Here is a 24,866-nt window from a genome sequence, read left to right as displayed (position 1 = left end):
GCTCGGCATGACCCGGACCGCGTTCACCAAGATCCTGATCGCCAACCGCGGCGAGATCGCCTGCCGCGTGATCCGCACCGCGCGGGCCGAGGGGTATCGCACGGTGGCGGTCTACAGCGAGGCCGACGCCGACGCGCTGCACGTGCGCCAGGCCGACGAGGCACTGTGCATCGGCCCGCCGCCGGTGCGCGACAGCTACCTGAGCATCGAGGCGGTGCTGCGCGCGGCCGCCGCCAGCGGCGCCGGCGCGGTGCATCCCGGCTATGGCTTCCTGTCCGAGAACGCCGAGTTCGCGCGCGCCGTGCAGGCCGCCGGGCTGGTCTTCATCGGCCCCGACCCGCATGCCATCGAGCAGATGGGCAACAAGGCCGCGGCCAAGCGCCTGATGCTCGCGGCCGGCGTGCCGTGTGTGCCGGGCTACCAGGGCGCCGACCAGTCCGACAAGACCTTGCTGACACAGGCGCACGAGATCGGCGTGCCGATCATGGTCAAGGCGGCGGCCGGCGGCGGCGGCCGCGGCATGCGGCTGGTCACCAACATGGCCGATTTGCCGGCGGCGCTGGTCAGCGCGCGTTCCGAGGCCGCCAGCGCGTTCGGCTCCGACGAGCTGATCCTGGAACGCGCGGTGGTCGAGCCGCGCCACGTCGAGGTGCAGGTCTTTGCCGACCGGCTCGGCCATGTGATCCACCTCGGCGAGCGCGACTGCTCGATCCAGCGCCGGCATCAGAAGGTGTTCGAGGAAGCGCCCTCACCCGCCGTCGGCGCGGCGCTGCGCGAACGCATGGGCGCCGCGGCCGTGGCCGCCGCGCGTGCGGTCGACTACGTCGGCGCCGGCACGGTCGAGTTCCTGCTCGACCGCGACGGCAGCTTCTACTTCCTCGAGATGAACACCCGGCTGCAGGTCGAGCACCCGGTCACCGAATGCATCACCGGGCAGGACCTGGTGGCTTGGCAACTGGCGGTGGCACGCGGCGAGGCGCTGCCGCTGACGCAGGACCAGGTGCGGCTGCAGGGCCATGCCATCGAGGTGCGCCTCTACGCCGAAGACCCGTGGGCCGGCTTCCTTCCGCAAAGCGGCGACGTGGCGCTGTGGCAGCCGCCGACCGGCACCGGCATCCGCGTCGACCACGGGCTGGTCAGCGGCCAGACCGTCAGCCCGTTCTACGACCCGATGATCGCGAAGATCATCGCCTTCGGCGCGACCCGCGACGAGGCCCGGCGGCGCCTGCTGGGCGCGCTGCGCAACACCCGCGTGCTGGGTCTGCCGACCAACCTGGGCTTTCTGGAGGCGGCGGCCGCGCACGACGAATTCGCAACGGGTGCGGCCACCACCGGCTTCATCGACCGACACTTCGGCCCCGAGGTGTTGCAGCGCCCGACGGCCGCCAACCGAGCCGTGGCCGTGGCAGCGGCGCTGTGGTTCGACGCCACGGCGTATCGCGGCGCGCAGTCCAACTGGCGCTCCAACGGCACGCCGCGCTGGCCGCTCGAGCTGACCGAGGGCGAGCGCCGACACCCCACCCACGTCACGGCGCTGGGCAACGGGCGATTCCGCGTCGAACTCGACGGTGACACGGCGCACGACATCGCGATCGGCACGGCCGACGGCGCGGCCGTGCCGCTGTCGATCGACGGTCTGCAGTGTCAAGGCACGCGCACCTTCAGCGGCGCGACGCTGCACCTGGCGCTGGACGGCCATGTGAACGCCTTCGACGACATCACCCATGCGCCACCGCGCGGCAGCGAACAGGCGGCCGAGTCGAGCGTCACCGCGCCGATGAACGGGCGCGTGCTGGCGGTGCTGGTGCAGCCCGGCGACGCGGTCACGAAGGGCCAGCGCCTGGCGGTGCTGGAAGCGATGAAGATGGAACACCAGCTGGTCGCGCGTCGCGACGGCGTGGTCGAACGGGTCGGCGTGCGGCCCGGCGATCAGGTCGCGAACCGGGCCGTCATCGTCACCCTGATCGACGAGGTTGCGGCGCCCTGAGCGCGCGGCATCGACCCCATGAGCAACACCGTGAACGCCACCCCTGCCAGCAGCCCCTTCTACACCGCCGAGCACGCGGCCTTCCGCGACGCGATGCGGCGCTTCGTCGCGCGCGAAATCACGCCGAACGTCGAGGCGTGGGAAGCAGCGGCGAGCTTCCCGCTCGATCTGTACCGCAAAGCGGCCGAGATCGGCCTGCTCGGCCTGGGCTTTCCCGAAGCCCATGGCGGCAACGACGGCGACCTGTTCATGACCATCATCGCGGCACAGGAGCTGGCGCGCTGCGGCGCCGGCGGCGTGCTGGCGAGCCTCTTGTCGCACACCATCGGCTGCCCGCCGATCGTCAACGTGGGGTCCGAGGCGATCAAGCGCAAGGTGTTGCCCGCGGTGCTGCGCGGCGAGAAGATCAGCGCCCTGGGCATCACCGAACCGTCGGGCGGCTCGGACGTCGCGAACCTGAAGACGACGGCGCGGCGCGATGGCGATCACTACGTGCTCAACGGCTCCAAGACCTTCATCACCTCGGGCATGCGCGCCGACTTCTACACCGTGGCGGTGCGCACCGGCGGCGCGGGCGCGGGCGGCGTGTCGCTGCTGCTGGTCGAAAAGGGCACGCCCGGCTTCACGCAGACGCGGCTCGAGAAGATGGGCTGGCTGTGCTCCGACACCGCCACCTTGTACTTCGACAACTGCCGCGTGCCGGTAGGCAATCTGGTGGGCACCGAGAACCAGGGCTTCAAGGCGATCATGCTTAACTTCAACCGGGAGCGCATTTTCTTGGCCGCCGGCGCGAATGGCTTCGCACGCGTGTGCCTCGACGAGGCGCTGGCCTGGGCGCGCGAGCGTGAGATGTTCGGCGGGCGGCTGATCGACCAGCAGGTCACGCGCCACAAGCTGGCCGACATGGCGATGCGCATCGAGGCGACGCAGGCCCTGCTGGAGTTGCTGGCCTGGCGCGTCGAACAGGGCGACACGCCGGTGGGCGAGATCTGCCTGCTGAAGAACCAGGCCACCCAGACCATGGCGCATTGCGCGAGCGAAGCGGTGCAGATGCACGGTGGCGCAGGCTTCATCCGCGGCGTCACGGTCGAGCGCATCTACCGCGAGGTCAAGGTCAACGCGATCGGCGGCGGCGCCGAGGAAGTGATGCGCGACCTCGCCGCGCGCCAGCTCGGGTTCCACAACGCAGGCCGCATGCCATGAACATCCATCCCCCCGACATCGACGCTTGTGATGAAGACTTGCTCGAATCGATGCGAATCGCCTTGCTCTGCGCACCTCCCGTCGACCGCGACGGCGACTTCCCGCGCGCCTGGTGGCAGCACCTGGCATCGCGCGGTCTGCTCGGGGTGGGGTTCGATGCCGACGGCCGCGCGGCTCGCGCCGACTGGACGGCCATCGCGGCACTGGCTGGATTGATCGCACGCGAGACGGCGAGCGTGGGGTTGGCACTCGCGTGGCTGATGAACGAAATGCTGGGGCGCTTCGTGATCGGTCCGCACGCCCGCAACGAAGCCCAGCGGGCACTCGTGCGGATGATGGCGCGCGGCGCCAAGATCGTGGCGCTCGCCATCTCGGAACCGAAGGTCGGCGCGCACCCCAAGTACTTGAGCTGTTTCGCCAGCCGTCACGATGACCATTGGCAGCTCGACGGCGAAAAGGCCTTCGTCAGCAACGGCCCGGCCGCCGATGCCGTCGTCGTGCTGGCCGTCACCGGCGAGGCGGGCGGCCGCAAAATCTTCGATGCCTTCGTTGTCGATACCGATGCGACCGGCCTGAACAGGTTGTCCAACGGTCGCCCGGCCGCGCTGCCGCCGCTCGGCCATTGTGGGCTTGCGTTCGACGCCTGCCACGTGGCCCGCGCCGGCCGCCTGCGCACCGATGGCCGCGCCTTCGATCTGATCGCCCGGCCGCTGCGCGCGCTCGAAGACGCCCTGTTGGCAGGTGTCGTGTGCGGCGCGATGCAGGCCGAGCTGGACGCGCTGGCGTCGTGGCAACGCGGCGCCGCACCGACGCCCGCGACCCTGCGCACCCTCGGTGCGCTGCAACTCGAGCTCGCGGCGCTGGCGCAACTGGCCGCCGCATCCGCCTCGCACCTCGACAAGCAGGGTGCGGACGATCGCCTGGCCGACCTGAATGTCGGCGTTCGCCTGGCGCTGGAACGCTGGCAGAACGCCTGCGAATCGTTTGCCGCGCCGTTCGACGATCACGGCCGCAATCTGCTCGAACTCAGACGCGACATCCACACCGTTCTCGGCATCGCTCGAGGCGTCGGCGAAGCGCGCCAACTGACGGCAGGCACCGGCCTGCTCAACAAGAAGGAACCCGATGAAGTCCCTGCATGACTCCCATTTCGATACCGTTGATGTCGTGCTGTCGCGACTCTCGCACGTCGACTACATCGCCAACCGGCAGCTCGCTACCGCGGTCTACCTCGCGTTCAACCTCGAGAAGCCGGTGCTGGTCGAAGGGCCGGCCGGGGTCGGCAAGACCGAGCTCGCGAAGAGCATGGCCAGCATCCTCGAAGTGCCGCTGATCCGACTGCAGTGCTACGAAGGCCTCGACGAGTCGAAGGCGCTGTACGAATGGAAGTACGGCAAGCAACTGCTCTACACGCAGCTCCTCAAGGACAAGCTGGCCGAGATGATGCAGGGCGCGGTCGGCTTGGCGGCATCGATCGAGAAGCTGCATTCGCACGACGATCTGTTCTTCTCAGAGCACTTCCTCGAGCCGCGGCCGCTCTACCAGGCGCTGCACCAGGAACGCGGCTGCGTGCTGCTGATCGACGAGATCGACAAGTCCGACCCCGAGTTCGAGGCCTTCCTGCTCGAGGTGCTGTCGGATTTCCAGGTCTCGGTGCCCGAGCTCGGCACGATCGTGGCCAAGGTCAAGCCGCTGGTCTTCCTGACCAGCAACAACACGCGCGAGATGAGCGACGCACTGAAGCGCCGCTGCCTGCACCTGCACATCCCGTTTCCGGAGGCGGTGGTCGAACGGCAGATCTTGGAACGCCGCGTGCCCGGCCTGTCGCAGACACTGAACCGCGAACTGGTGGCCTTCGTCCAGGCGGTGCGCGCCATCGACCTGAAGAAGCAACCCTCGGTCAGCGAGACGATCGATTGGGCCAAGACCCTGCTGCTGCTCAATGCCGAGCACCTGAACCTCGACCTGGTGCGCGACACCCTCAACGTGTTCCTCAAGTTCGAGCAAGACATCGCGTCGGCCACCGAGCAGCTCCCGGCGCTGCTGGCCCAGGCGCGCAAGGACGCGGAGTTTCCTCTTGCAAGCCACTCTTGAAGACTTCTTCAAGGCGCTGCGCGGCAGCGACCTCGAGATCAGCCTGAACGCGCAGATCGATGCCGCGCGCGCCACCGCCCTGGTCGGCTGGCGCGAACGCGACCTGCTGAAGAGCGCGCTCGGTGCGACGCTGGCCAAGACGCTGCCCGACCGCGCGGTGTTCGACCAGACCTTCGACCGCTTCTTCCGCTTCGACTCCTTCGGCACGCGCCAGCTGGGCCGGGCGCCGGCCGGTGCCGAACCGGCTCCGCCGCCGCAGGCCGATCCGCCCTCGAATGCCGAGGGCGGCGGGGGCAGCGGCGGACCCGGCGGCTGCCAGGGCAGCGCGGGCCAGGCCTTGTCGCAGCTGCTGCAGTCGGGCGACTCGGCGGCGCTGTCGCGCCGCATGCAGCAGGCTGCGCGCGAGGTCGGCCTGACCGACATCTGGTTCTTCACGCAGAAGGGCTACTACACCCAGAAGATCCAGCAGGCGATGGGGCTGGAGCTGCTCGACCGCGAGATCAGCGACGCGCGCCGGCAGACGCTGGCCCCAGAGCGGCTGGCCGCGCTGGAGCGCGCCCGCAAGCACCTGTTCAACGAGGTGCGCAACTTCGTCGAGCGCAAGCTCTCGATGTACGGCACCGCGCCCACCCGCGAACTGCACGACGACTTTCTGCAGACCCAGAAGCTGTCGAACATCGACCGCCGCGACTTCGCCCGCATGCACGAGATCGTGCGCAAGATCGCGCGCCGCCTGGCCGAGCGTCACGCACGCCGCAAGCGCCGCGAACAGCGCGGCCAGCTCGACTTCCGCCGCACGATGCGCGCCAACGCGGCCTATGGCGGCGTGATGTTCGAGACCTTCTGGCGCAGCACGAAAGTGGAGCGCCCGCGCGTGGTGGCGATCTGCGACGTGAGCGGCTCGGTGCGCCAGTACGCGCGCTTCCTGCTGCTGTTCCTGTACAGCCTGGACGAGCTGGTGTCCGACGTGCAGTCCTTCGCCTTCACGAACCACCTGGTCGACGTCAGCGCGACCTTCGAGGCGCTGCCGGTCGAGCAGGCGGTCGACAAGGTGATGCAGGCGGTGGGCGGCAGCGGTACCGACTACGGCCAGGTGTTGGAGGACATCGACGAGCAGCTGATGCACCGCATCGACCGCCGCACCACGGTGCTGATCCTGGGTGACGCGCGCAACAACCGCGGCGAGGCGCACGCCGAGGTCATGAAGACGCTGTACGGGCGCGCGCGGCGCGTGATCTGGCTGAACCCCGAGCCGGTGTCGTTCTGGGGTCTGGGCGATTCGGAGATGAAGCGCTACGCGCCCTACTGCCACATCGCGCGCGAATGCAATTCGCTGCGCCATCTGGAGCGCACGCTCGACGAGCTGCTGCGCACCAACAGCGCCAGTGCCTGACAGAGGAGGCCGACCGATGGTCCGTCCCACCTTGCAGCTGCATGCCGCCCGCACCCCGGCGACACCGCGGCCGGCGGCCACGCTGCTGTGGTTGCGTGACAGCGTCGCGGGCCCCGAGGTGTTGCTGACGCGGCGCTCGCCGACCGCCAGCTTCCTGCCCGGCGTGTTCGTGTTCCCCGGCGGACGCATCGACGCCGAGGACGCGGGTGCCCTCGACCTGGTCCACGGCGCTGCGGGCGACCCGGCCGAGCGGCTGACGCCGGCATTGGCCGCGCTGCGTGAAAGCTTCGAGGAACTGGGAATTCTGCACGCCGTGCGCGACGACGGCGGCCCGTTGACCGATCGGGACATGGCGTCGATGCGGCGCGACCAGGCCCTGTACCCGCAGTTGCGCGCGCACCGGCTGAAGCTGGCCGCGGCCGACGTGCGCACGCTGGCGCGTTGGACCACCGATCGCGACGTCGGCCCGCGGCGCTTCGACACCGCCTTCCTGATCGCGCGCGTCCCCGCAGGCCAGACCGCGGTGGCCGACGACGCCGAACAGTTCGAACCGGTCTGGTTGCCTGCCGAGGACGCACTGCAACGTCACCAGGACGGCACACTGCCGCTGATCTTCCCGACCCTGCGCACGCTGCGCTGGCTGGCGCCGTTCCGCGACGTCGACGCCGCGCTGCAGGCCTGCGCGAGCGGCCAGCCGCTGTGGGAGTCGTGCCCACGCGGCGCCTTCGTCAAGGGCCAGCCGCAACGTTACATGGAGCACGACCTGCCCTTCGGCGAGCTCGAGATGGTCTGCCCCGACGGCCAGCTCGAACACGCGCTCGACTGGCAGCACGAACGCCCGGTGCAACTGCTGCGCCACCTGTGGCGGCTGACGGCGCCGAACGGCGGCGTGATGACAGGGCCCGGCACGAACAGCTACATCATCGGCAGCGCCGCCGGAGGGTTCGTCGTGATCGACCCCGGTCCGCGCGACGACGCGCACGTGGCGCGCCTGTTCGCGGCAACCGAGGGGAACATCCGGGCCCTCCTCTGCACGCACTCGCACCCCGACCATTCGCCAGGCGCAAAGCCGCTGGCGCAGCTCTGCGCCGACCGCACCGGCCGGCGTCCGCCCATTCTCGGCATGGCGTCGGTACCGACCGCTCGGGATCATTCGCTGTTCGTGCCCGATCGCGAACTCGGCGACGGCGAGCGCGTGCATCTTGCCGACCCGGAGCACCCGGTGACCCTGCGCGCGATCCACACGCCGGGCCACGCCGCCAACCACGTGTGCCTGGTCGTCGAGGAAGACGGCCTGCTGTTCTCGGGCGACCACGTCCTCAACGGCAGCACCACGATCATCGACCCGCCGGACGGCAACATGGCGGCCTACCTTGATTCGCTCGACGCGCTGAGCGCGGCGTGCGGCGGCGACGCCATCCGCTTCATCCTGCCCGCGCACGGCCACGTGATGGGCTCGGCCGCTGACACCATCGCCCGGCTCAAGGCCCACCGGCTGGGGCGCGAAGCCAAGGTGATCGCCGCGATGCGCGCGAAGCCCGAGGGCGAGTCCGAGGACTGGGTGGCGCTGGCCTATGCCGACACGCCGAAGAATCTGTGGCCGATGGCGAAGCGTTCGCTGCTGGCGCACGTGGAGCGCATCCGTGCGCTCGATCTGGCCTCTTGAATCGGAGTTCGAGCCGTGACCGACACCCCCCTGCCCCAGCATGTCGTCGATGCGTTCTGGAAACGCTGGGGCAACAACACCTTCATGCGCGCACAGGGCCTGGAGGTCGACGTGGCGGGCGTCGGCGAGGCCGTCGTGCGGTTGCCGCAGGTGATGGCCACGCAGCGCGGCGGCGGCGGCTCCGACAGCGTGCTCAACGGCGGCGTGATCGCCTACATGTTCGACGGCGCGCTCGGTTGCGCGATCGCCTCGTCGCTGCTCGCGCGGCCCGAGATGCGCGGCATCGACCCGCAGCGCTTGCGCCAGTCGACGATCAACCTCGACATCAGCTACGTCGAAGCCGCCAGCGGTGATCACTTCGAGGCCCGCGGCAAGGTCGTGCGCGCCAGCCGCAGCGTGGCCTTCGCCGAGGGCCAGTTGTTCGACGCACAGGGCCGCGTCTGCGCCACGGCCAAGGGCATCTGGCGCATCTTCTGGCCGCGCGGCGATGCCTAGGCCGGGCCGCGAGACCGCTTCCCTTTCCAGGAGACAAGACCCATGAGCAAAGACACCCTCCGCATCGGCTGCGCTTCCGGCTTCTGGGGCGACACCGAGTTCGCTGCGGCCCAACTCGTCGAACGCGGCGACATCGACGTGCTGGTCTTCGACTACCTGGCCGAGATCACGATGTCGCTGCTGATCCGCGCCAAGGCCAAGGACCCGACGCAGGGCTACGCGCCCGACTTCGTCGCGACGATGAAGCCGCTGATGAAGCAGATCAAGGCGCGCGGCATCCAGGTCATCGCCAACGCCGGCGGCGTCAACCCTTCCGCGTGCCGCGACGCGCTGGTGGCCGCCGCGCAGGCCGAGGGCGTGGAGCTGAAGATCGCCGCCGTGCTCGGCGACGACCTGATGCCGCAGGTCGAGGCCATGCGCGCCGCCGGCGTGCAGGAGATGTTCTCCGGTGCGGCCTTTCCGGCCAAGGTGATGAGCGCCAACGCCTACCTGGGCGCGTTCCCGATTGCCGCGGCGCTGGCCGCCGGCGCCGACATCGTCGTCACCGGCCGCTGCGTCGACAGCGCCGTCACGCTGGCGCCACTGATCGCGCGGTTCAACTGGAAGGCCGACGACCTGGATCAGCTGGCGCAGGGCAGCCTGGCCGGCCACCTGATCGAATGCGGCACCCAGGCCACCGGCGGCAATTACACCGACTGGGCCAGCGTTCCGGGCTGGGACGACATGGGCTTCCCGATCGCCGAGTGCCGTACCGACGGCAGCTTCGTCATCACCAAACCGGCCGGCACCGGCGGGCTGATCTGCCCCTCGACGGTGGGCGAGCAGATGCTCTACGAGATCGGCGACCCGCGCGCCTACATCCTGCCCGACGTGGTCTGCGACTTCACCGCCGTGACGCTGACGCAGGCCGGCCCCGACCGGGTCGAGGTCAAGGGTGCACGCGGCCGAGCGCCCACCGACCAGGCCAAGGCCAGCCTGACCTACGCCGACGGCTTTCGCGCGATGAGCCTGTTCATGATCGGCGGCATCGACGCCGGCGCGAAGGCGCGGCGCACCGGCGCCGCGATGCTGGCGCGCATGCGGCGCCACTACCGCGAACGCGGCTGGCCCGACTTCACCGAGGTCAGCGTCGAGGCGATCGGCGCCGAGGACACCTACGGCGCACGGGCGCGCAGCGCATCGCGCGAGGTGATGCTCAAGGTCGGCGTGCGCCATCCGCTGAAAGACGCGCTGGAGCTGTTCTCGCGCGAGGTCGCGCCGATGGCGCTGATGTCGTCGCCGGCGATCACCGGCTTCACCGGCGGCCGGCCCAAGGTGCAGCCGGTGGTGCGGCTGTTCTCGTGCCTGGTACCGAAGTCGCAGCTCGGTGTCAGCATCGACATGGGAGCGCAAAAGGTCACCGCGCCGCAACTCGCCGGCAAGCCGTTCGACCTCGAGGCGCTGCCGGCCGTGGGCGGCCCGCTGCCGCCGCCCGACGCCTTCGCACGCGGCACGCGCACCGTGCCGCTGGTGCAACTGGCCTGGGGCCGCAGCGGCGACAAGGGTGATGCGGCCAACATCGGCATCATCGCGCGCCGTCCCGAATTCCTGCCCTACATCCGCGCCGCGATCACCGAAGAGGCGGTGGCCCACTGGTTCGCGCACCTTGTGCACGGCAAGGTCGAACGCTACGACCTGCCGGGCACGCAGTCGCTGAACTTCATGCTGCACGAGGCCCTGGGCGGCGGCGGCATCGCCTCGGTGCGCATGGACTCGCAAGGCAAGGCCTATGCGCAGATGCTGCTCGACCACCCGGTGCCGGTGCCCGCCGACCTGGCCCTCTGACCCCGCACGCTTCACACGAGCTGCAGAACGACCTCGAAAGGATTCCGAATGAACACCGTTAGCATGCCAGCCGGCCGCAAGACCGCGTCGTCCATGATCCAGGCCCGGGTGCGCGACATCCAGGAAGCCACGCGCGGTGTCACTGCGCAGTACCCGCGCAGCTACATCCTGCAGTGCATCAAGGAAGACCGCTTCCCTGAGGAGCTGTGGCAGGCCCTGGGCAAGTTCGGCCTGCTGGGCTTGTCGATCCCCGAGGAATACGGCGGCTCGGGCGGCGGCGTGCTCGAGATCACCGCGCTCAACGAAGCGCTGGCGCTGGCCGGCGTGCCGACGCTGTTCCTCGTCGTCACCGGCCTCGGCCGGGTGCCGATCGTGCGCCACGGCACGCGCGAGCAGATCGCCAAGTACGTGACGCCGACCTGCACCGGCGAGCTGAAGATGTGCTTCGCGATCACCGAGCCGAACGCCGGCACCAACAGCTTCGCGATGACGACCCTGGCCACGCCGGACGCCGACGGCGGCTGGACGCTGAACGGCCAGAAGGTCTTCATCTCGGGCGCGCGCGACGCCGACATCATGCTGGTGGTGGCGCGCACCACCAAGGCCGGTGAAGTGAAGCACCGCACCGAGGGAATCTCGCTGTTCGTCGTCGACATGAAAGCGCCGGGCATCACGCTGAAGCAGCTCAACATTCAGGTCGAGACCGCAGAGCGCCAGTACATGGTGTTCTTCGACAACGTCAAGGTCGCCGCCGACGGGCTGATCGGCGAGCCCGGCAAAGGCGCCAAGCTGATGTTCGAGGGCCTGAACTCCGAGCGTCTGCTGGCCGCGGGCGCTGCGCTCGGCCTGGGCGACTACGCACTGGCCAAGGGCGTGGCTTATTCGAAGGACCGCAAGCCCTTCGGCAAACCGATCGGCAGCTACCAGGCGCTGCAGCACCGCATGGCGCTGGCCAAGGCCGAACTCGAAGCCGCGCGGTTGATGACCTACGACGCCGCCGACCGCTTCGACAACGGCGAGGACGCCGGGGCGCACGCCAACATGGCCAAGCTGCTGGCCTCGCGCGCCGCGGTCGCCGCGGTCGAGGCGGCGCTGCAGACCCACGGCGGCTACGGCTTCGACCGCGACTACGACGTCGTCACGCTGTGGCCGATGATCCGGCTGCTCGAGATCGCGCCGATCAACAACGAGATGCTGCTGAACTACATCGGCGAGCACGTGCTCGGGCTGCCGAAGTCGTACTGATGCAGCCTCCACCCGTGCAGGAGCATCAGTTCACCGCCGGTGGTCACCGCCTCAGCGCGAGGACCTGGGGCCGGATCGACAGCGCGCGTCCCGTGGTCGTGATGCTGCACGGCGGGCTCGATTGCACCAGCACCTGGAAGGACCTGCCGGAGGCGATCGCGGCCGCCACGGGCATGCCGGTGCTGTCGTACGACCGCTGGGGCTACGGGGGTTCGGACGCGCTCACCGCGGGCCGCGTGCGGGCCTATCGGCATGAAGAAGCCGGTCCGGTGTTCGGCGACCTGTTACGCCACTTCGGCATCGGCAGCGCGGTGCTGTTCGGGCACAGCGACGGCGGCGCGATGGCGGTGCTGGCCGCGGCGGCACACCCCGAGATCGTGCGCGCGGTTTGCGCCTGCTCGCCGACGATCGCACTCGACCTGCACATGGTGCGGGCGATGGCCGGCGCGCGCCAGGCCTTCGAACACGGCGGCCTGCGCGAACGCCTGATGCGCCACCATGGCGACAAGACCGATTCGATGTTCTGGGCCTGGCACGGACCCTGGTCCAGCGATGATGCGGTGCACTGGTCGATGGCCGAACAGATCGGCGCGGTGCGCTGCCCGGTGAGCGCGGTGTTCGGTCAGGCCGACGACTACGGCTGGCGTCCCAGCGCCCGCGCCCTGGTCGAGCACGGCACGATGGCGCTCGAAGTCAGCGCCCTGCCCGGCGTCGGCCACGATCCGCAGCACAAGGCGCGCGAGGTGGTGCTGGATGCGTTGCAGCGCGTCTCGCGTCAGGCGGGTCTCGCGTCGGCGCCAAGGCGCTGACCGAGGCGGGACACGAGAACGTGGCCTACCCGATCACCGGGGGCAAGGCGCTGACTTGCGCCGAGATGGCGCGCATCCTCTCGGATGCACTCGGCAAGGCGGTCAACCATGTGAACGTCCCGCTCGCAGCGGCCAAGCAGGGAATGCTGGACGCCAGGATGCCGGAAAAGCTGGCCGACATGATGAACGAACTCTACGCTCTCGGCCCGGCCGGCCACCTGGCCTATGTCGCCGACACGGTCAAGTCGGTGACCGGGCAGGCCCCGCGCAGCTTCCGCCAGTTCGCGCAAGACCACGCGACGGTGTTCAAGGGCTGACTCCACAGGTTTGGTCTAGTGCCGCCCCGCCGGGACACCCGATCTCGCCAGGGTGGCCGACAGCAGGCCAAATCAGTGACCGATGACCGAACGCCTGTATTCAACCGGCGTCAGATTGAAAATCCGCTTGAACAAACGTGTCATGTGGCTCTGATCCGAAAAGCCACTGCTTGCGGCCACGACTTTCAGCGGCATGTCGCGCGAGGTAGCCAGAAGCCGCTTGGCGCGTTCGAGGCGTCGGCGAAGCACATAGGCATGCGGCGGGCAACCGAACTCGGTGTGAAACACGCGGATCAGGCTGGACGTGCTGAGGTGTGTGACCGCGGTCAGATCCTCGAGCGAGATGTTCGTCTCGATGCTGTCCTCGACGTACTCCTCCAGCAAGCGCCGCTGCGCGAGCGAGAGCCGACCTCCGCAGCGATTTTCTCGGAGAACGACATTGGCATGCCGGCGCAACAGGTGGATGCATAGCTGGGTCTTCAATGCGCCGACGTAGAGGCGGCCGCCCAGGCAGCCACTGTTCAGTTCGTGCTCGAAGGCGGTCATCAGCGCCGGAAGGACGGGATCTTCCACCCTGAGGCGGTCTTCCATCTCGACGTCCTCGATGTCGCGCTCCAAGACCTCACGGGCCACGCGGGCGATCGCATCTTGGGACAGGTAGATGTGCGACACGTCGATCGGCTGGTCCCACTTCCATTCGGACTGTTCCGCGCGCGTCAGGATGGACACGACGCCCCGCTCCACCGTCGCGGTGCGCCACGGCCCGCCATCACGCCGACTCATCTGCGCCGGGCTGCCCTTGTATCGGACGAGCATGTAGTCCCGCATCGCGGGGATGGCGACGTCCAGGCTGTCATAGTGATAGCCTTTGAGTGAAACCCCGTCCCAATCCGACGCCGCGCTGTCCAAGGTAAGTTCACCCGGAATCCATCGCGGCACTTGGTCCGGTGTGATCAACTCGTGCGCCATTCAACCCCCAAGATTCCGAGGTGGTCTCGGCGCATCCAGCGATGCATGCATGGACGACAGCGTCGGTACCGAACCTTACTTACGAACTCTAGTTCCACCCAAGCGGGGCGCGCAACCCGGGGAACCCTGACGGACACCCTGTCTGCCTAGGCATGCTGGCTGCCGTCGGGCATGTGGCTGACGGCGGTATTGCCCGGGCAACAGCCTTCGGCACGCTCGACCCGCCAGCGGCTGTTCAGTTTCATTTGTGCTCCCCCCGTGCATTGCGCGTCCGACGGTTTCGCCTGTTCGCCAGCCTCGATCACAGGGCCTCGCGAAACAGCATCGCGTAGTCCGCCGCGCCAACCGGCCGCGGATTGGTGCGCGTGCAAAGGTCGGCCACCGCGTGCGGAACCATGTCGTCGATCAAGTCCGCCCCGACCCCCATCGCCATCAGGCCCTTGGGCAGGCCGATCGCGGCGTTCATGCGCTCGATCTCGCACGCCAGATCCGCATTTTCCGGCAGGCCCATGGCCTGGCGAATCCGCGCGTACGGCAGCGCGCAGGCGGCTTCGTTGAAACGCAGCACGGTCGGCAGGATCACCGCGTTCAGGGTGCCGTGATGGAGCCGCAGCGCCTTGATGCGCCCGGCCGCGTGGCTCATCGAGTGCACGGCGCCCAAGCCCTTGACGAACGCGAGTGCGCCTTCGGTCGAAGCCATCATGATTTCCCAGCGCGCCTGGCGGTCGGAGCCCACCTCCACTGCCCGCTGCAAGTGGCGCCAGCCGCGCCAAAGACCATCGAGCCCGATACCGTCTGCGGGCGGGTTATCGCCGGAAGCGAGGATGGCCTCGATGCAGTGCGTGATCGCATCCATGCCAGTTGCCGCGGTCGTGAGCGGCGGTAGACCGAGGGTCAGCTCCGGATCGCAAAGGGCCAACTTTGGGAAGAACAGCGGGTTGGCAAACGTGAGCTTGCGGCCGTTGCTCATGCTGATGACGAAACCCATCGAGGCCTCGCTGCCGGTGCCCGCCGTGGTCGGGATGGCGACCAGGGGCGCGACCCCCTTGACCCGCTTGTTTCCGCCGGTCAAGGGGTCGTACTGCGCGAGCGGTCCGCCACTGGACGCGAGCAGCGCCACGGCCTTGCCGAGGTCCATTGGGGAGCCGCCACCGATACAGACGACGCCATCGCAGCCAGCGCTTTGATACAAGGCCAAAGCTTCGCCCACTGCCTCTTCGGTCGGGTTGCCCGGCGTGCCGTCGTAGATGGCCGCGGGCTGCTCGGCGAGGCCTGCAATGGCGGAATCGACCAAGCCGGCCGCGCGCAGGCCCGCATCGGTGGCGATCAGTGGGCGCTTGATGCCCAGCCTGGCAAGGGCGTCGGGCAAGTGCCTCACCGCGCCGAAGTCGAAGCGAAGTGAGTTTCCGTAGTTCAGCAATGCCATTTCAGTATTCTTTCGGCGCTCCAGCGCGGCGCCGCGACGGTACCGCGCTGGCAGATCGGAGGATCAAGGATCTTCTCGCAGACCTCTTCGCAGGCCAGGTTCAGGTTGTCGTGTAGCCACCGTCGACCACCAATTCGGCGCCGTCCACAAAGGAAGATTCGTCGGAGGCCAGGAAAAGCACCGCCTGCGAGACTTCCACCGGCTTGGCCGGGCGCTTGAGCAGCGTCGGCCCGAGAATGGCGGCACGCACCTCGGGCGTTGCGAGCAGATCCTTGGTCATCGCCGTATCGATGACGCCGGGGTGCACCGAGTTGACGCGGATGTTGAACGGCGCAAGGTCCACGGCGCTTGCTTTGGTCAACAGCCGCACCGCCCCCTTTGACGCCTCGTAGGCGGCGGCGCTCGGCGCGCCGACCAATCCGTAGATCGACGAAATGTTGATGATGTTGCCCGCGCCGCTCTTCTGCATTGCCGGGACAACGGCGCGCGTGCCGAGGAAGACGCCGCGCACGTTGACGTTGAAGACGCGATCCCACTCGTCATTGGTAGTGTCCTGTACCGGTTTGAGGATCAGGATGCCCGCGTTGTTGACCAGCACGTCGATTCGCCCGGCCTTCTTCACGATCGCAGCGACGGCATCGTTCCAGTCCGACTCCTTGGTCACGTCCAGCACGAGGAAGTCGGCCTTATCGCCCCGCTCGCGGATTCCGCCAGCGACGGCTTGCCCGCGCGCCACGTCCATGTCGGCGACGAATACCCAGGCACCTTGCGCCGCCAGCAGTTCGCAGTGCGACTGCCCCATGCCCATGGCGCCGCCGGTCACCAGAATGACTTTGTCTTGTACACGTTTCATGATGTCTCCTTGGTCGATTGAAGAATGCTCATTGCAGCTGGAAGCCTTTGTAGCCCTGGCTGCGGACCTCCGCCAGCTGCTGCCGGTAGGCGCCGATGCCGGCCATGTAGAACATCACCGTACGCGGCTTGCCCGGGATGTTTGCACCGAAGATCCACGATTCGGCTTTCGGAAACAGCGTCATGTTGGCGATCTCGTTGCACGTCTTGCCCCAGCCGGTTTCGGCCTCGACGGTGGGCTCCACCGTCTTGAAACCCTTCGCGTTGACGTCCTTGATCAGATCGCTGATCCACTCGACCTGGGTCTCGATCGACGGCGGCAGGTTGGTGAACGGGCCGTTGGGGCCCAGCACCATGAACATGTTGGGGAAGTTCGCGTTCGTGACGCCGAGGTAGCTGCTCGGCCCGGCCTTCCAGTGGTCCTTGATGGAGAGACCCTTGCGGCCGCGGATGTCGATCCTGGTGTAGTTCCCATCGACCGCGTCGAAGCCGGTCGCAAAGACCAGCACGTCCAGTTCATGCTTGACGCCATCGGCCGTTTTCACGCCCTTGGGAGTGATCTCGGCGATCGGGTTGGCCTTCACGTCGACCAGATTCACATTCGGCCGGTTGAACGTCGCGTAGTAGCCGTTGTCGCACAGCGGACGCTTGGCATAGAGATCCTGCGGCGTCAGTTTGCGAGCAGTCTCCGGATCCTTGACGATCTCGCGGATCTTGCCGCGAATGAACTCCTGCGCCTCCCTGTTGGCCTGCTCGTCGGTGGCAATGTCGCAGAAAGTCTCGAACATGAAGCGGAAGCCCCCGCCGTTTTCCCACGCCTTCTGGAAAACCGCCTGCCGTTCGGCCGGGCTCACGCTCATCGCCGGCACTGCGCTCTCCTGGAAGCCGAAGGCGACGACGGAGTTCTTCACCTGGCTCCAGATCTGGTCGTAGTTCTTCTTGACGTCGGCAACATACTCAGCCGTGACCGGGCCGTTGGCGACCGGAACGCTGTACTGCGGCGAACGCTGGAACACCGTGAGCTGCTTGACCTGCGGTGCAGCGGCGGTGATGAACTGCACGCCCGTCGACCCGTTGCCGATGACGCCGACACGCTTGCCCTCCAGGCTCACGCCTTGAGGCCAATTGCCCGTGTGGTACCAATCGCCCTTGAAGGACTGCAGGCCTTTGAAGTCGGGGACGTTGGTCGCCGAGAGCAGGCCCAGGGCCGTCACGATGAACTTGGCGGTGTAGCTTTCGCCGGTGTCGGTCTCGATTTCCCACAGGTTCGCGGACTCGTCAAAGTGCGCCTTCTTGATGCCTGTATTGAGCTGGATATCGGGGTGCAGCTTGTAGCGATCGGCCACATGCTGCAGATACTCCAGCACCTGGGGTTGCTTCACGTAGCGGGTCTTGATGTCCCACTCCTGCAGCAATTCCCGGTCCCACGAATAGCAGTAGACGAAGGTCTCGGTGTCCGACAGCGCGCCCGGATAGCGATTCCAGTGCCAGGTGCCCCCGACGCCGCTGGCCTTGTCGAACAGGCGGACCTTCAGCCGCACATCGTCGCGCAGCTTCTTCAGCGCGTACAGGCCGCCGAAGCCGGCGCCGACAATGATGGCATCGTAGTGATTCGTGTCTCTCATGATCTGGTTCCGTGTCTTATGACTATCCGTTGCGGGCTGACTGTCTCGGCTAAATGAAGCGGGCGAATACCGATGCTCGTCCTGAGTCCTCGGATGCCCTTTGGATTCGGGATGGCAAGGGTCACAGTCGCTTGAACCACTTCGCCACGCGGCGCAGTTCGTCATCGGCCTCGGGCGCCCTGCCAGCGAGGAACGGGTACACATGCTGCATGCCGTCCACCACCGAGAGCATCACGTCCACGCCGGCGGCCTTCGCGATTCGCGCCAGGTCGGTGGCGTTGTCCAGCAACGTCTCCGCCGAGCCGGCTGTGACGTACAGGCGCGGGAAGCCTTTGAAATCGGCCTTCAGCGGGTTCGCCAGCGGGTCGGTACGCGAGCCCTTTTCCCCCAGAAACATGCCCGACATGGCCTCGAGGACGGGCTTCTTCACCAGCGCGTCGCTGGCGTCGTTGCTGGCCAGGGTCGCGCCGACATGCTCCATGTCCAACCACGGCGAAAAGGCGATCACAGCCCCAGGCAGGGCCACGCCCTCGGCGCGCAGCTTGAGCACGGTCGAGATGGCGAGGTTGCCACCGGCGGAGTCGCCGCTGGTGACGATGTCTTGCGCCTTGAAGCCGCGCGCCAGCAGTTGGCGATAGACCGCAGTCGCGTCCTCGATCTGGGCCGGGAAGGGGTGCTCGGGCGCGCGCCGGTAGTCGATCACGAAGGCGGTCACGCCGAGGTGCTTGGCGAGGTGGCCGGCGAGCTTGCGGTGGCTCGATGCCGAGCCGACGGCGAAGCCGCCGCCGTGCGTGTAGAGGACGACCTTCGAAGTGTCGGCATCGAGGGGCAACGCCCACAGGCCCTCGACCCCGGCCAGCGCCTCGGACTTGTAGGTCACCCCTTCGGGTTCGCGCGTGGGCGGTGCCACTCGTCGAACAGGCTGCGCAGGTCGGCGATGGTCAGTGCAGGATTGGCCGTCATGCGGTCGGTCCAGCTCTGGTACAGGGCGCGCAGGGCATCGGATTCAGTTGAAGTCGCCATGGTGAGGTCTCCGTATATTGAAAATGAACATGTTGAAACTTGGCCATCGACACCGAGGCGCCGGACGGAACGCCCAAGCCGGGCGAGAGCCGGCAATTTGCAATGCAAGAGATGGGCATCCGCGCCGCATCGGGTTTGACGTCAGGGCACCGGATCCGTCATCGGCGTCGGCCTGGAAAGCTGGCGCACGCATGCGGCAGTCGGTCGCGGGAACGGCCATCGTCAGCCGGCGCACGGCTCTGCCCAACGGGTGAAGTCCGCATCGTCCTTGTCTCCTTCTTTTTGTAGGGCGCCGTTTGAGAAGCGCAGCGCCATGGTGCGACCATGGAGGGCGGACGTATTGAACGTTCTCGTCAACGTATAGAACGAAATTGCGGCCGCAGTGCCGCGGGCGGCGGGTCGGTCACGCCGCCGGCGTGTGCCTCAATTCAGGTGCAAATCCCGCGGTCTTTGCGTGTCACTCGAGGGGGACGCGCGAACAAGGCCTCTCCGGTCACCGGAGGTGGGACGCCGACTTGCGCCCGACCACGCGATCGCGTCCAAGGGCTGACGCCGCACCACTGGCGGCGGGTCAGATCGGCGCGCTCGACGACGGACCTTTCGGTACGTCCCCTGCCAACGTGATCCGGTGCATCACGCGGCGATACCCGTGGTAGTCGTTGACGGGGTAGTGGTGGGTGCAGCGGTTGTCCCACAGCGCGATCGAGCCCACCTGCCAGCGGAAGCGGCAGGTGAACTCCTCCTTCTTCTGGTGCTCATGCAGGAAGTGCAACAGGGGTGCGCTTTCGTCTTCCGTCATGCCGGCGAAGCGCACGGTGTGGCCCGCATTCATGTACAGCGCACGCTGCCCCGTCTCGGGATGAACGCGCACGGCCGGGTGTTCCGCTTCGTACGAGCGTCGCTCGGCGCGCCCCCCTTCGGCGATTCGATCCTCGCGCGTGCGCGAGGTGTCGGCCTTGTCTGAACTGTTGACGCAGCGCAGGCCGCCCAACAGCCTCTTCATGCCGTTGGAGAGCGCATCGTAGGCCGCCACCTGGTTGGCGAACAGGGTGTCGCCGCCCTGCGGTGGCACCTCGCGCGCGAGCAGCAGCGTGGCCATCGGCGGTCGCTCGAGGTAGGCGGTGTCCGTGTGCCAGACGCCACCGAAATTCACCCGCTCGTGTTCGAGCTTCTTGACTTCGATGATGTACGGGTAGCCCGCAATCCCGTTGACGAACGGGTACTCCACCGGCGTGCCGATGGCCTGCGCAAAGGCCAGGAACTGCTCGGGTGTGAGGTGCTGGTCGCGCAGGAACACCACGCCGTGCTCGAGCCAGATGCGCCGCAGCGCGGCGCTCTGCTCCGCGGTCAGCGGCTCACGCAAATCGAGCCCCGAAATCTCGGCGCCGACCGCGCCGGCCAGGCGCTTGACGCCCATCGTTGATTGACTCATGGCTTGGCCTCCGGTGCGCTCGCCCATGCGGCGCCGCTTTTCAACAGCGCGGCGATCCGCTGCGCACCATAGCCGCATTCCTGCAGCACCGACTCGGTATGTTCACCCAGGCGCGGCGCCGGCTCGATGGCGCCGGGCCGGTGGTCGCTCCAGTCGACCGGCACGCGCGGCATGCGCAGCGTGCCTTCGCTCGGATGCTCGACGCTGGGCACCAGGCCCACCGCCCGGATGTGCGGGTCATCGAGCAGGCTGTCCACGCTGTTCAGCGGCGTGGCCGGCACGTCGATGGCGTCGAACAGGGCGAGCCACTCGGCGCTGCCGCGTCCGGCCAGCGTGTCGCCCAGAAAGGCGTAGACGTGGTCGATGTGGTGCGTGCGGCTGGCGAGGTCGGCGAAGCGCGCGTCCTGCAGCAGATCGTCGCGCCCGATCGCTGCCAGGAATCGCCGCCATTGGCCGTCGTTGTAGACCAGCGCACAGATGTAGCCGTCGCGCGTCGCGTAGGGGCGGCGCCCGGGCGAGAGCAGGCGCACATAACCGGTCTCGCCTTCGGGAGGCTCGAAGGTCTGCCCGTACAGGTGATCGCCGAGCACGACGCTCGCCAGGGTCTCGAACATCGGCACGTCGATGCGGCAGCCGCGACCGGTCTTCTCACGCGCGAACAGCGCCATCGAGATGCTGTGCACGGCGTGCAACCCGGCCATGCGGTCGGCGATGACAAGCGGCACGTAGCGCGGCTCTCCTTGCCCGGCGCGCGCCTGCAAGTCGGCGATCCCCACCGCGCCCTGGATCAGATCGTCGTAGGCGGGCCGCCCCGCATAGGGGCCACTCTCGCCATAACCGTACATGCCGCACCAGATGATGCCGGGCCGGATGGCTTCGACAGCCTCGTAGCCCAGACCCAAAGCGTCGATCGATGCCGGCCGCAGGTTGTGCATGAACACATCGGCGCCGGACAGCAGCCGCTGCATCGCCTCCAGGCCCTCGGGGTGCTTGAGGTCGAGCACCACGCTGCGCTTGCTGCGGTTCAGGTTCAGGAACAGCGGGCCCATGCCGCGGTGGCGTGCCGGACCGATCTGGCGCGTCGAGTCGCCACCGCCCGGTGACTCGACCTTGATCACGTCGGCGCCGTGATCGGCCAGTATCTGCGTCGCATACGGGCCCATCAGCACGGCCGACAGATCGATGACCCGCACACCCGCGAGCGGGCCCGATCGCTGACTGGCGGGCTGGGTGGCAGACGAGTCGTGAGGGGTCATGCGATTGTGTTTTCCGGTTTCAAGATGGGACCTTTGTCAAGCTCTCGCTCGCCTGCCGGCGGGAGTCAGGCACGTCGGCTCCCGGCGACACGCAGGATGGCGCGCTCCAGCTTCAGGGGCTCGATGGGCTTGACCACGAAGTCGTTCATGCCGGCGTCCAGTGCCTCGGCGCGCTCCGTGGTGAAGGCAGCGGCGGACAGACCGATGATCGGCATGGCGACGGCGTCGAACTCGGCGCGCAGGCGGCGTGTGGCCTCGAGGCCTCCCATGACCGGCATCTGCAGATCCATCAGGACGACGTCGATCGGCGGGCCTTGCGCCGCACGGGCGCGCACGACCTGCAGGGCCTGCTCGCCGTCGCCCGCCTGAGAGACACACGCACCCCGCTGTTCCAGCAGCGCGACGCAGATCAACATGTTCACCAGGTTGTCTTCGACCACGAGCACGTTCAGGCCGCGCAGTGCGCCGACATCGAGCCCGACGAAGTCGGAGTTCACGGGTGCCGACTGCGACGCAGGCAGCGGCAGCTCAGCCCAGAACACGCTGCCCCGACCGACCCGGCTTTCAGCACCCACGGTGCCCCCCATCAGCGCCGCCAGTTCGCGGCAGATCGACAGGCCGAGCCCGGTGCCTCCGAAGCGTCGGGTGGTGGAGTCGTCGGCCTGCGTGAATGGTTGAAACAGGCGCCCGCGCGTGTCTTCGTCGAAGCCTGGCCCGGTGTCATGCACCGCCAGACGAATCGCCCCGGCATCCGGACGGGAAACACGAATCTCGACCGAGCCCTCCGACGTGAATTTGAGCGCGTTGTTGACGAAGTTGGCGAGGATCTGGCGCAGGCGCAGCCGATCACCCTGCACGACCGGCGGCACGTCGGGCTCGATGTCGACGTTGAAGGCCAGATCGCGCGCACGCGCCAGCACGCCGAAGGAGGCATGCACCGAATGCACGAGTGCATGAAGGTCGAGTGGCCCGTCCTCCAGCACCATGTGACCGGCCTCGATCTTCGACAGGTCGAGAATGTCGGACACGATCGCGGAGAGGCTGCGCGCGCTTTCGGCGATGAGATCGACGTATTCGCGCCGGCGCCGCTCGTCGCCGGTTTCCTGCTGCAGCAGGCGCGCCAGTCCGAGCAAGGCATTCAGCGGCGTGCGCAGTTCGTGGCTCATGTTGGCCAGGAACTGGCTCTTGGCGTGGCTGGCGGACTCGGCCCTGGCGCGCGCTTCATTGATGCCTGCGGCCAGCTTGACGCGCTCGCTGATGTCTTCGCAGATCCACAGTGTTCCACCTGCCGTGCCACGCGCCGGCTCCAGCGCCTGTGCGGCGAGGCGCACCGCCCGGCGGCCGCCGTCGGGCCCCACCATCTGGAGCAGTTCGTGTTCGGCAAGCTCGCCGCGCGCCAGGCGGGGCCCGAGCGCGCGGCCGATCTCCTCGTACGCGGCGTCGCTCGGCCACACCGCCCGCCCCGGCAGGCCCACCAGCGCGCCGGGAGCCCAACCGAAAATGCGCTCGAAGGCCGGGTTGACGTGCACGAAGTGCCGGTCGCGTGTCAGCGCGATGCCGACGGGGATCCCCAGGAGAATGGCCTCGCGTTCCGCTCGCGAGCTGGCCTCGCTGGCTTCGCTGGCCTGTGCCCGCACGACCAGCTGGGCCTGGCGGTGGCACGGGTCACCGATACCCGCCGCGCGCACGGCCAGTTCCAGCCGCGCACCGTCGTTGCGACGCAGTCGCAACATGGCCTCGTGGGCTTCCGGCCCCGTGGCGACCGACTCGAGCAGTGAGTTCAGTCCGGAATCGGCGGCCAGCCATCCGGCATCGCAGGGGGTGCGGCCGACGACAAGCGCGGCGGCGAAGCCGAGCCGCTCGACGAATGCCTGGTTGACGTGCAGGACACGCCGCGACGCGAGCTCGATCAGGATCGCCGGGTCTGACAAGAGCGAGGCGGTTCCCGCGAACCAATCGACCCACGATGCCTCTTCGGTGGCCATCAGCGTTTCACGGCGATCCGGTCGGCTACAGCTCGCCGCGCCCCGCAAGGAGCTGGCGCGCAATGGTGCGGCGCTGGATCTCGGCGGTGCCGTCGGGGATGCGCATCACGCGCGCGAATCGGTAACCCTCTTCGATGCGCAACTCGTTCGTCAGCCCCATCGCACCGTGCACCTGGATGCTGCGGTCCATCACGCGGCCCAGCATCTCGGTCGAGAAGGCCTTGACCATGCTGACCTGCGCGGTCGCGGACTGTCCCTGGTCGATGCGCCAGGCACAGTTCTGGATCATCGACTTGGCGGCGTAGATGTCCATCGCGCTGTCGGCGAGCATGAACTGCACAGCCTGGTGCTCCGCGATCGGCACGCCCGAGGTCTTGCGCACCTTGGCGTACTCGACCGCCTGGTCGAGCGCCCAGCGCGCCAGCCCGAGGCAGGTGGCGGCCATACCCATGCGGCCGGCATTCACGCCGTCCATCGCCACCGCCAGGCCACGGCCGACCGCGCCCAGGCGGTGGTCATCGGGCACGCGCACGCCGTCGAGCACTACCACCCCGGTGTCGCCGCCGAGATGCCCCACGGTGTTGATCAGGCGTGGCACCGAAAAACCGGCCGTGCGGGTGTCGACGAAGAAACCTGTGACGCCGCCTTTGCGCTGCACCGCCGCTTCGGGATCGGTCAGCGCGAACACCATCGCATGGTCGGCGTAGGGCGAGTTGGTGATCCACTGCTTGGTGCCGTTGAGCACCCAGTGATCGCCGTCGCGCAGCGCACGCGTTTTCATCGCAAGCACGTCGGAGCCTGCGTCCGGCTCGCTGAGCGCGAAGCACAAGGTCTTGTCGCCGCTGACTATGCCTTCGCGGTAACGCTCGAAGACCTGCGCGTCCAGATGCCGCAGCACCGGCGACAGGCCGTTCGTGAATGGTGACGGCAGCACCACCGTCTGGATCAGCGGGCGGCCGGGGCCAAAGCGGTGGTTGATCGCCTCCTGCACATGGACCATCACCTGCGCGCCCAGGCCGGCGCCGCCGAGTTTCTCGTCGCCGAACAGGCTGTAGTAGCCGAGCTCGGCAGAGCGCATTCGCACCCGGCGGCGCAGCGCCAGCGCCTCGGGCACGTAACGGCCGTCGGCCTGGAACAGGGTGCGTTCGCTGCCGAGCACGTCGCGGTGACGCTCTTCCAGCGGTACCACTTCGCATTCGATGAAACGCAGAACCGCCTCGGCGATCGCGGTGGTGTCGGGGTCGATCTCGAAGTCCATGGTCATG

The 24,866-nt window shown here is 68.0% G+C and carries 21 protein-coding genes; 11 read left to right on the top strand and 10 right to left on the bottom strand.

The features are described from left to right. Positions 1 to 7: 7 nt before the first annotated feature. From AC30PD_RS24060 to AC30PD_RS24010, 11 genes are read left to right on the top strand one after another with little or no spacing between them, the layout of a single operon-like run. Entirely contained in the window at positions 8 to 1,987 is a 1,980-nt protein-coding gene (locus AC30PD_RS24060; RefSeq protein ID WP_489538222.1) for an acetyl-CoA carboxylase biotin carboxylase subunit, read from the top strand. Between the two features lie 30 nt (positions 1,988 to 2,017). Further along, positions 2,018 to 3,190, top strand: a complete 1,173-nt coding sequence (locus AC30PD_RS24055) for an acyl-CoA dehydrogenase family protein (protein ID WP_489538261.1) — start codon at positions 2,018 to 2,020, stop codon at positions 3,188 to 3,190. Beyond that, the gene (locus AC30PD_RS24050) at positions 3,187 to 4,332 is read left to right on the top strand and encodes an acyl-CoA dehydrogenase family protein (RefSeq protein ID WP_489538221.1); all 1,146 of its coding nucleotides are present in this window, start codon (positions 3,187 to 3,189) and stop codon (positions 4,330 to 4,332) included. Before AC30PD_RS24055 ends, AC30PD_RS24050 begins: the two co-directional genes overlap by 4 nt. Beyond that, positions 4,316 to 5,284, top strand: a complete 969-nt coding sequence (locus AC30PD_RS24045) for an AAA family ATPase (protein WP_489538220.1) — start codon at positions 4,316 to 4,318, stop codon at positions 5,282 to 5,284. The genes AC30PD_RS24050 and AC30PD_RS24045 overlap by 17 nt, the downstream gene beginning before the upstream one ends. Continuing rightward, positions 5,268 to 6,677 carry a VWA domain-containing protein gene (locus AC30PD_RS24040; protein WP_489538219.1) on the top strand — a complete coding sequence of 470 codons (1,410 nt, stop codon included), beginning with the start codon at positions 5,268 to 5,270 and terminating at the stop codon, positions 6,675 to 6,677. Before AC30PD_RS24045 ends, AC30PD_RS24040 begins: the two co-directional genes overlap by 17 nt. A 16-nt stretch (positions 6,678 to 6,693) precedes the next feature. Further along, the gene (locus tag AC30PD_RS24035; RefSeq protein WP_489538218.1) at positions 6,694 to 8,343 is read left to right on the top strand and encodes an MBL fold metallo-hydrolase; all 1,650 of its coding nucleotides are present in this window, start codon (positions 6,694 to 6,696) and stop codon (positions 8,341 to 8,343) included. Between the two features lie 15 nt (positions 8,344 to 8,358). Next, positions 8,359 to 8,838, top strand: a complete 480-nt coding sequence (locus AC30PD_RS24030; RefSeq protein WP_489538217.1) for a PaaI family thioesterase — start codon at positions 8,359 to 8,361, stop codon at positions 8,836 to 8,838. A gap of 42 nt (positions 8,839 to 8,880) precedes the next feature. Further along, positions 8,881 to 10,662, top strand: a complete 1,782-nt coding sequence (locus AC30PD_RS24025) for an acyclic terpene utilization AtuA family protein (RefSeq protein WP_489538216.1) — start codon at positions 8,881 to 8,883, stop codon at positions 10,660 to 10,662. 48 nt (positions 10,663 to 10,710) lie between these two features. Further along, positions 10,711 to 11,907 carry an acyl-CoA dehydrogenase family protein gene (locus AC30PD_RS24020; RefSeq protein WP_489538215.1) on the top strand — a complete coding sequence of 399 codons (1,197 nt, stop codon included), beginning with the start codon at positions 10,711 to 10,713 and terminating at the stop codon, positions 11,905 to 11,907. Continuing rightward, positions 11,907 to 12,716 (top strand): alpha/beta fold hydrolase, encoded by an 810-nt coding sequence (locus AC30PD_RS24015; RefSeq protein ID WP_489538214.1) that lies wholly within the window; start codon positions 11,907 to 11,909, stop codon positions 12,714 to 12,716. Before AC30PD_RS24020 ends, AC30PD_RS24015 begins: the two co-directional genes overlap by 1 nt. Before the next feature lie 20 nt (positions 12,717 to 12,736). Beyond that, on the top strand, positions 12,737 to 13,033 hold the full coding sequence (locus AC30PD_RS24010; RefSeq protein WP_489538213.1) for a hypothetical protein: 297 nt from the start codon (positions 12,737 to 12,739) through the stop codon (positions 13,031 to 13,033). A 72-nt stretch (positions 13,034 to 13,105) separates the two neighbouring features. On the opposite strand, the gene AC30PD_RS24005 is transcribed toward AC30PD_RS24010, so the two are convergent. The 10 genes from AC30PD_RS24005 to AC30PD_RS23960 form a co-directional block, all read right to left on the bottom strand. Continuing rightward, the gene (locus AC30PD_RS24005) at positions 13,106 to 13,990 is read right to left on the bottom strand and encodes a helix-turn-helix domain-containing protein (RefSeq protein WP_489538212.1); all 885 of its coding nucleotides are present in this window, start codon (positions 13,988 to 13,990) and stop codon (positions 13,106 to 13,108) included. 313 nt (positions 13,991 to 14,303) lie between these two features. Beyond that, on the bottom strand, positions 14,304 to 15,428 hold the full coding sequence (locus tag AC30PD_RS24000) for an iron-containing alcohol dehydrogenase (protein WP_489538211.1): 1,125 nt from the start codon (positions 15,426 to 15,428) through the stop codon (positions 14,304 to 14,306). 100 nt (positions 15,429 to 15,528) lie between these two features. Further along, on the bottom strand, positions 15,529 to 16,281 hold the full coding sequence (locus AC30PD_RS23995) for a glucose 1-dehydrogenase (RefSeq protein WP_489538210.1): 753 nt from the start codon (positions 16,279 to 16,281) through the stop codon (positions 15,529 to 15,531). A 28-nt stretch (positions 16,282 to 16,309) separates the two neighbouring features. Next, positions 16,310 to 17,905: a flavin-containing monooxygenase gene (locus AC30PD_RS23990; protein WP_489538209.1), complete on the bottom strand. Its 1,596-nt coding sequence runs from the start codon at positions 17,903 to 17,905 to the stop codon at positions 16,310 to 16,312. 121 nt (positions 17,906 to 18,026) lie between these two features. Further along, positions 18,027 to 18,785, bottom strand: coding sequence for an alpha/beta hydrolase (locus AC30PD_RS23985; protein WP_489538208.1), 759 nt, complete (start codon positions 18,783 to 18,785; stop codon positions 18,027 to 18,029). After that, positions 18,782 to 18,928: a hypothetical protein gene (locus AC30PD_RS23980; protein ID WP_489538207.1), complete on the bottom strand. Its 147-nt coding sequence runs from the start codon at positions 18,926 to 18,928 to the stop codon at positions 18,782 to 18,784. Before AC30PD_RS23980 ends, AC30PD_RS23985 begins: the two co-directional genes overlap by 4 nt. Positions 18,929 to 19,499: 571 nt before the next feature. Then, positions 19,500 to 20,387, bottom strand: coding sequence for a TauD/TfdA dioxygenase family protein (locus AC30PD_RS23975; protein ID WP_489538206.1), 888 nt, complete (start codon positions 20,385 to 20,387; stop codon positions 19,500 to 19,502). Next, positions 20,357 to 21,616 (bottom strand): CaiB/BaiF CoA transferase family protein, encoded by a 1,260-nt coding sequence (locus tag AC30PD_RS23970; protein ID WP_489538205.1) that lies wholly within the window; start codon positions 21,614 to 21,616, stop codon positions 20,357 to 20,359. The genes AC30PD_RS23975 and AC30PD_RS23970 overlap by 31 nt, the downstream gene beginning before the upstream one ends. A 65-nt stretch (positions 21,617 to 21,681) precedes the next feature. Then, a complete protein-coding gene (locus AC30PD_RS23965; protein WP_489538204.1) occupies positions 21,682 to 23,601 on the bottom strand; it encodes a hybrid sensor histidine kinase/response regulator in 1,920 nt (639 codons plus the stop codon). Positions 23,602 to 23,626: 25 nt separating this feature from the next. Next, positions 23,627 to 24,865 carry an acyl-CoA dehydrogenase family protein gene (locus AC30PD_RS23960; protein ID WP_489538203.1) on the bottom strand — a complete coding sequence of 413 codons (1,239 nt, stop codon included), beginning with the start codon at positions 24,863 to 24,865 and terminating at the stop codon, positions 23,627 to 23,629. Between the last annotated feature and the right edge of the window lies 1 nt (position 24,866).

This window comes from Rhizobacter sp., assembly GCF_032229685.1.
GTDB lineage: Bacteria > Pseudomonadota > Gammaproteobacteria > Burkholderiales > Burkholderiaceae_C > LMDS01.
This window is presented reverse-complemented; position numbering and strand designations above follow the sequence as displayed.

Excerpts from the sequence above, each read along its gene's own strand:
- AC30PD_RS24035 (WP_489538218.1), top strand. The coding sequence starts at position 6,694 with ATGGTCCGTCCCACCTTGCAGCTGCATGCCGCCCGCACCCCGGCGACA.
- AC30PD_RS23995 (WP_489538210.1), bottom strand. The coding sequence starts at position 16,281 with ATGAAACGTGTACAAGACAAAGTCATTCTGGTGACCGGCGGCGCCATG.
- AC30PD_RS24000 (WP_489538211.1), bottom strand. The coding sequence starts at position 15,428 with ATGGCATTGCTGAACTACGGAAACTCACTTCGCTTCGACTTCGGCGCG.
- AC30PD_RS23980 (WP_489538207.1), bottom strand. The coding sequence starts at position 18,928 with ATGGCGACTTCAACTGAATCCGATGCCCTGCGCGCCCTGTACCAGAGC.
- AC30PD_RS24045 (WP_489538220.1), top strand. The coding sequence starts at position 4,316 with ATGAAGTCCCTGCATGACTCCCATTTCGATACCGTTGATGTCGTGCTG.
- AC30PD_RS23965 (WP_489538204.1), bottom strand. The coding sequence starts at position 23,601 with ATGGCCACCGAAGAGGCATCGTGGGTCGATTGGTTCGCGGGAACCGCC.
- AC30PD_RS24015 (WP_489538214.1), top strand. The coding sequence starts at position 11,907 with ATGCAGCCTCCACCCGTGCAGGAGCATCAGTTCACCGCCGGTGGTCAC.
- AC30PD_RS24025 (WP_489538216.1), top strand. The coding sequence starts at position 8,881 with ATGAGCAAAGACACCCTCCGCATCGGCTGCGCTTCCGGCTTCTGGGGC.
- AC30PD_RS23960 (WP_489538203.1), bottom strand. The coding sequence starts at position 24,865 with ATGACCATGGACTTCGAGATCGACCCCGACACCACCGCGATCGCCGAG.
- AC30PD_RS23990 (WP_489538209.1), bottom strand. The coding sequence starts at position 17,905 with ATGAGAGACACGAATCACTACGATGCCATCATTGTCGGCGCCGGCTTC.
- AC30PD_RS24020 (WP_489538215.1), top strand. The coding sequence starts at position 10,711 with ATGAACACCGTTAGCATGCCAGCCGGCCGCAAGACCGCGTCGTCCATG.
- AC30PD_RS23970 (WP_489538205.1), bottom strand. The coding sequence starts at position 21,616 with ATGACCCCTCACGACTCGTCTGCCACCCAGCCCGCCAGTCAGCGATCG.
- AC30PD_RS24050 (WP_489538221.1), top strand. The coding sequence starts at position 3,187 with ATGAACATCCATCCCCCCGACATCGACGCTTGTGATGAAGACTTGCTC.
- AC30PD_RS23975 (WP_489538206.1), bottom strand. The coding sequence starts at position 20,387 with ATGGGCGAGCGCACCGGAGGCCAAGCCATGAGTCAATCAACGATGGGC.
- AC30PD_RS24060 (WP_489538222.1), top strand. The coding sequence starts at position 8 with ATGACCCGGACCGCGTTCACCAAGATCCTGATCGCCAACCGCGGCGAG.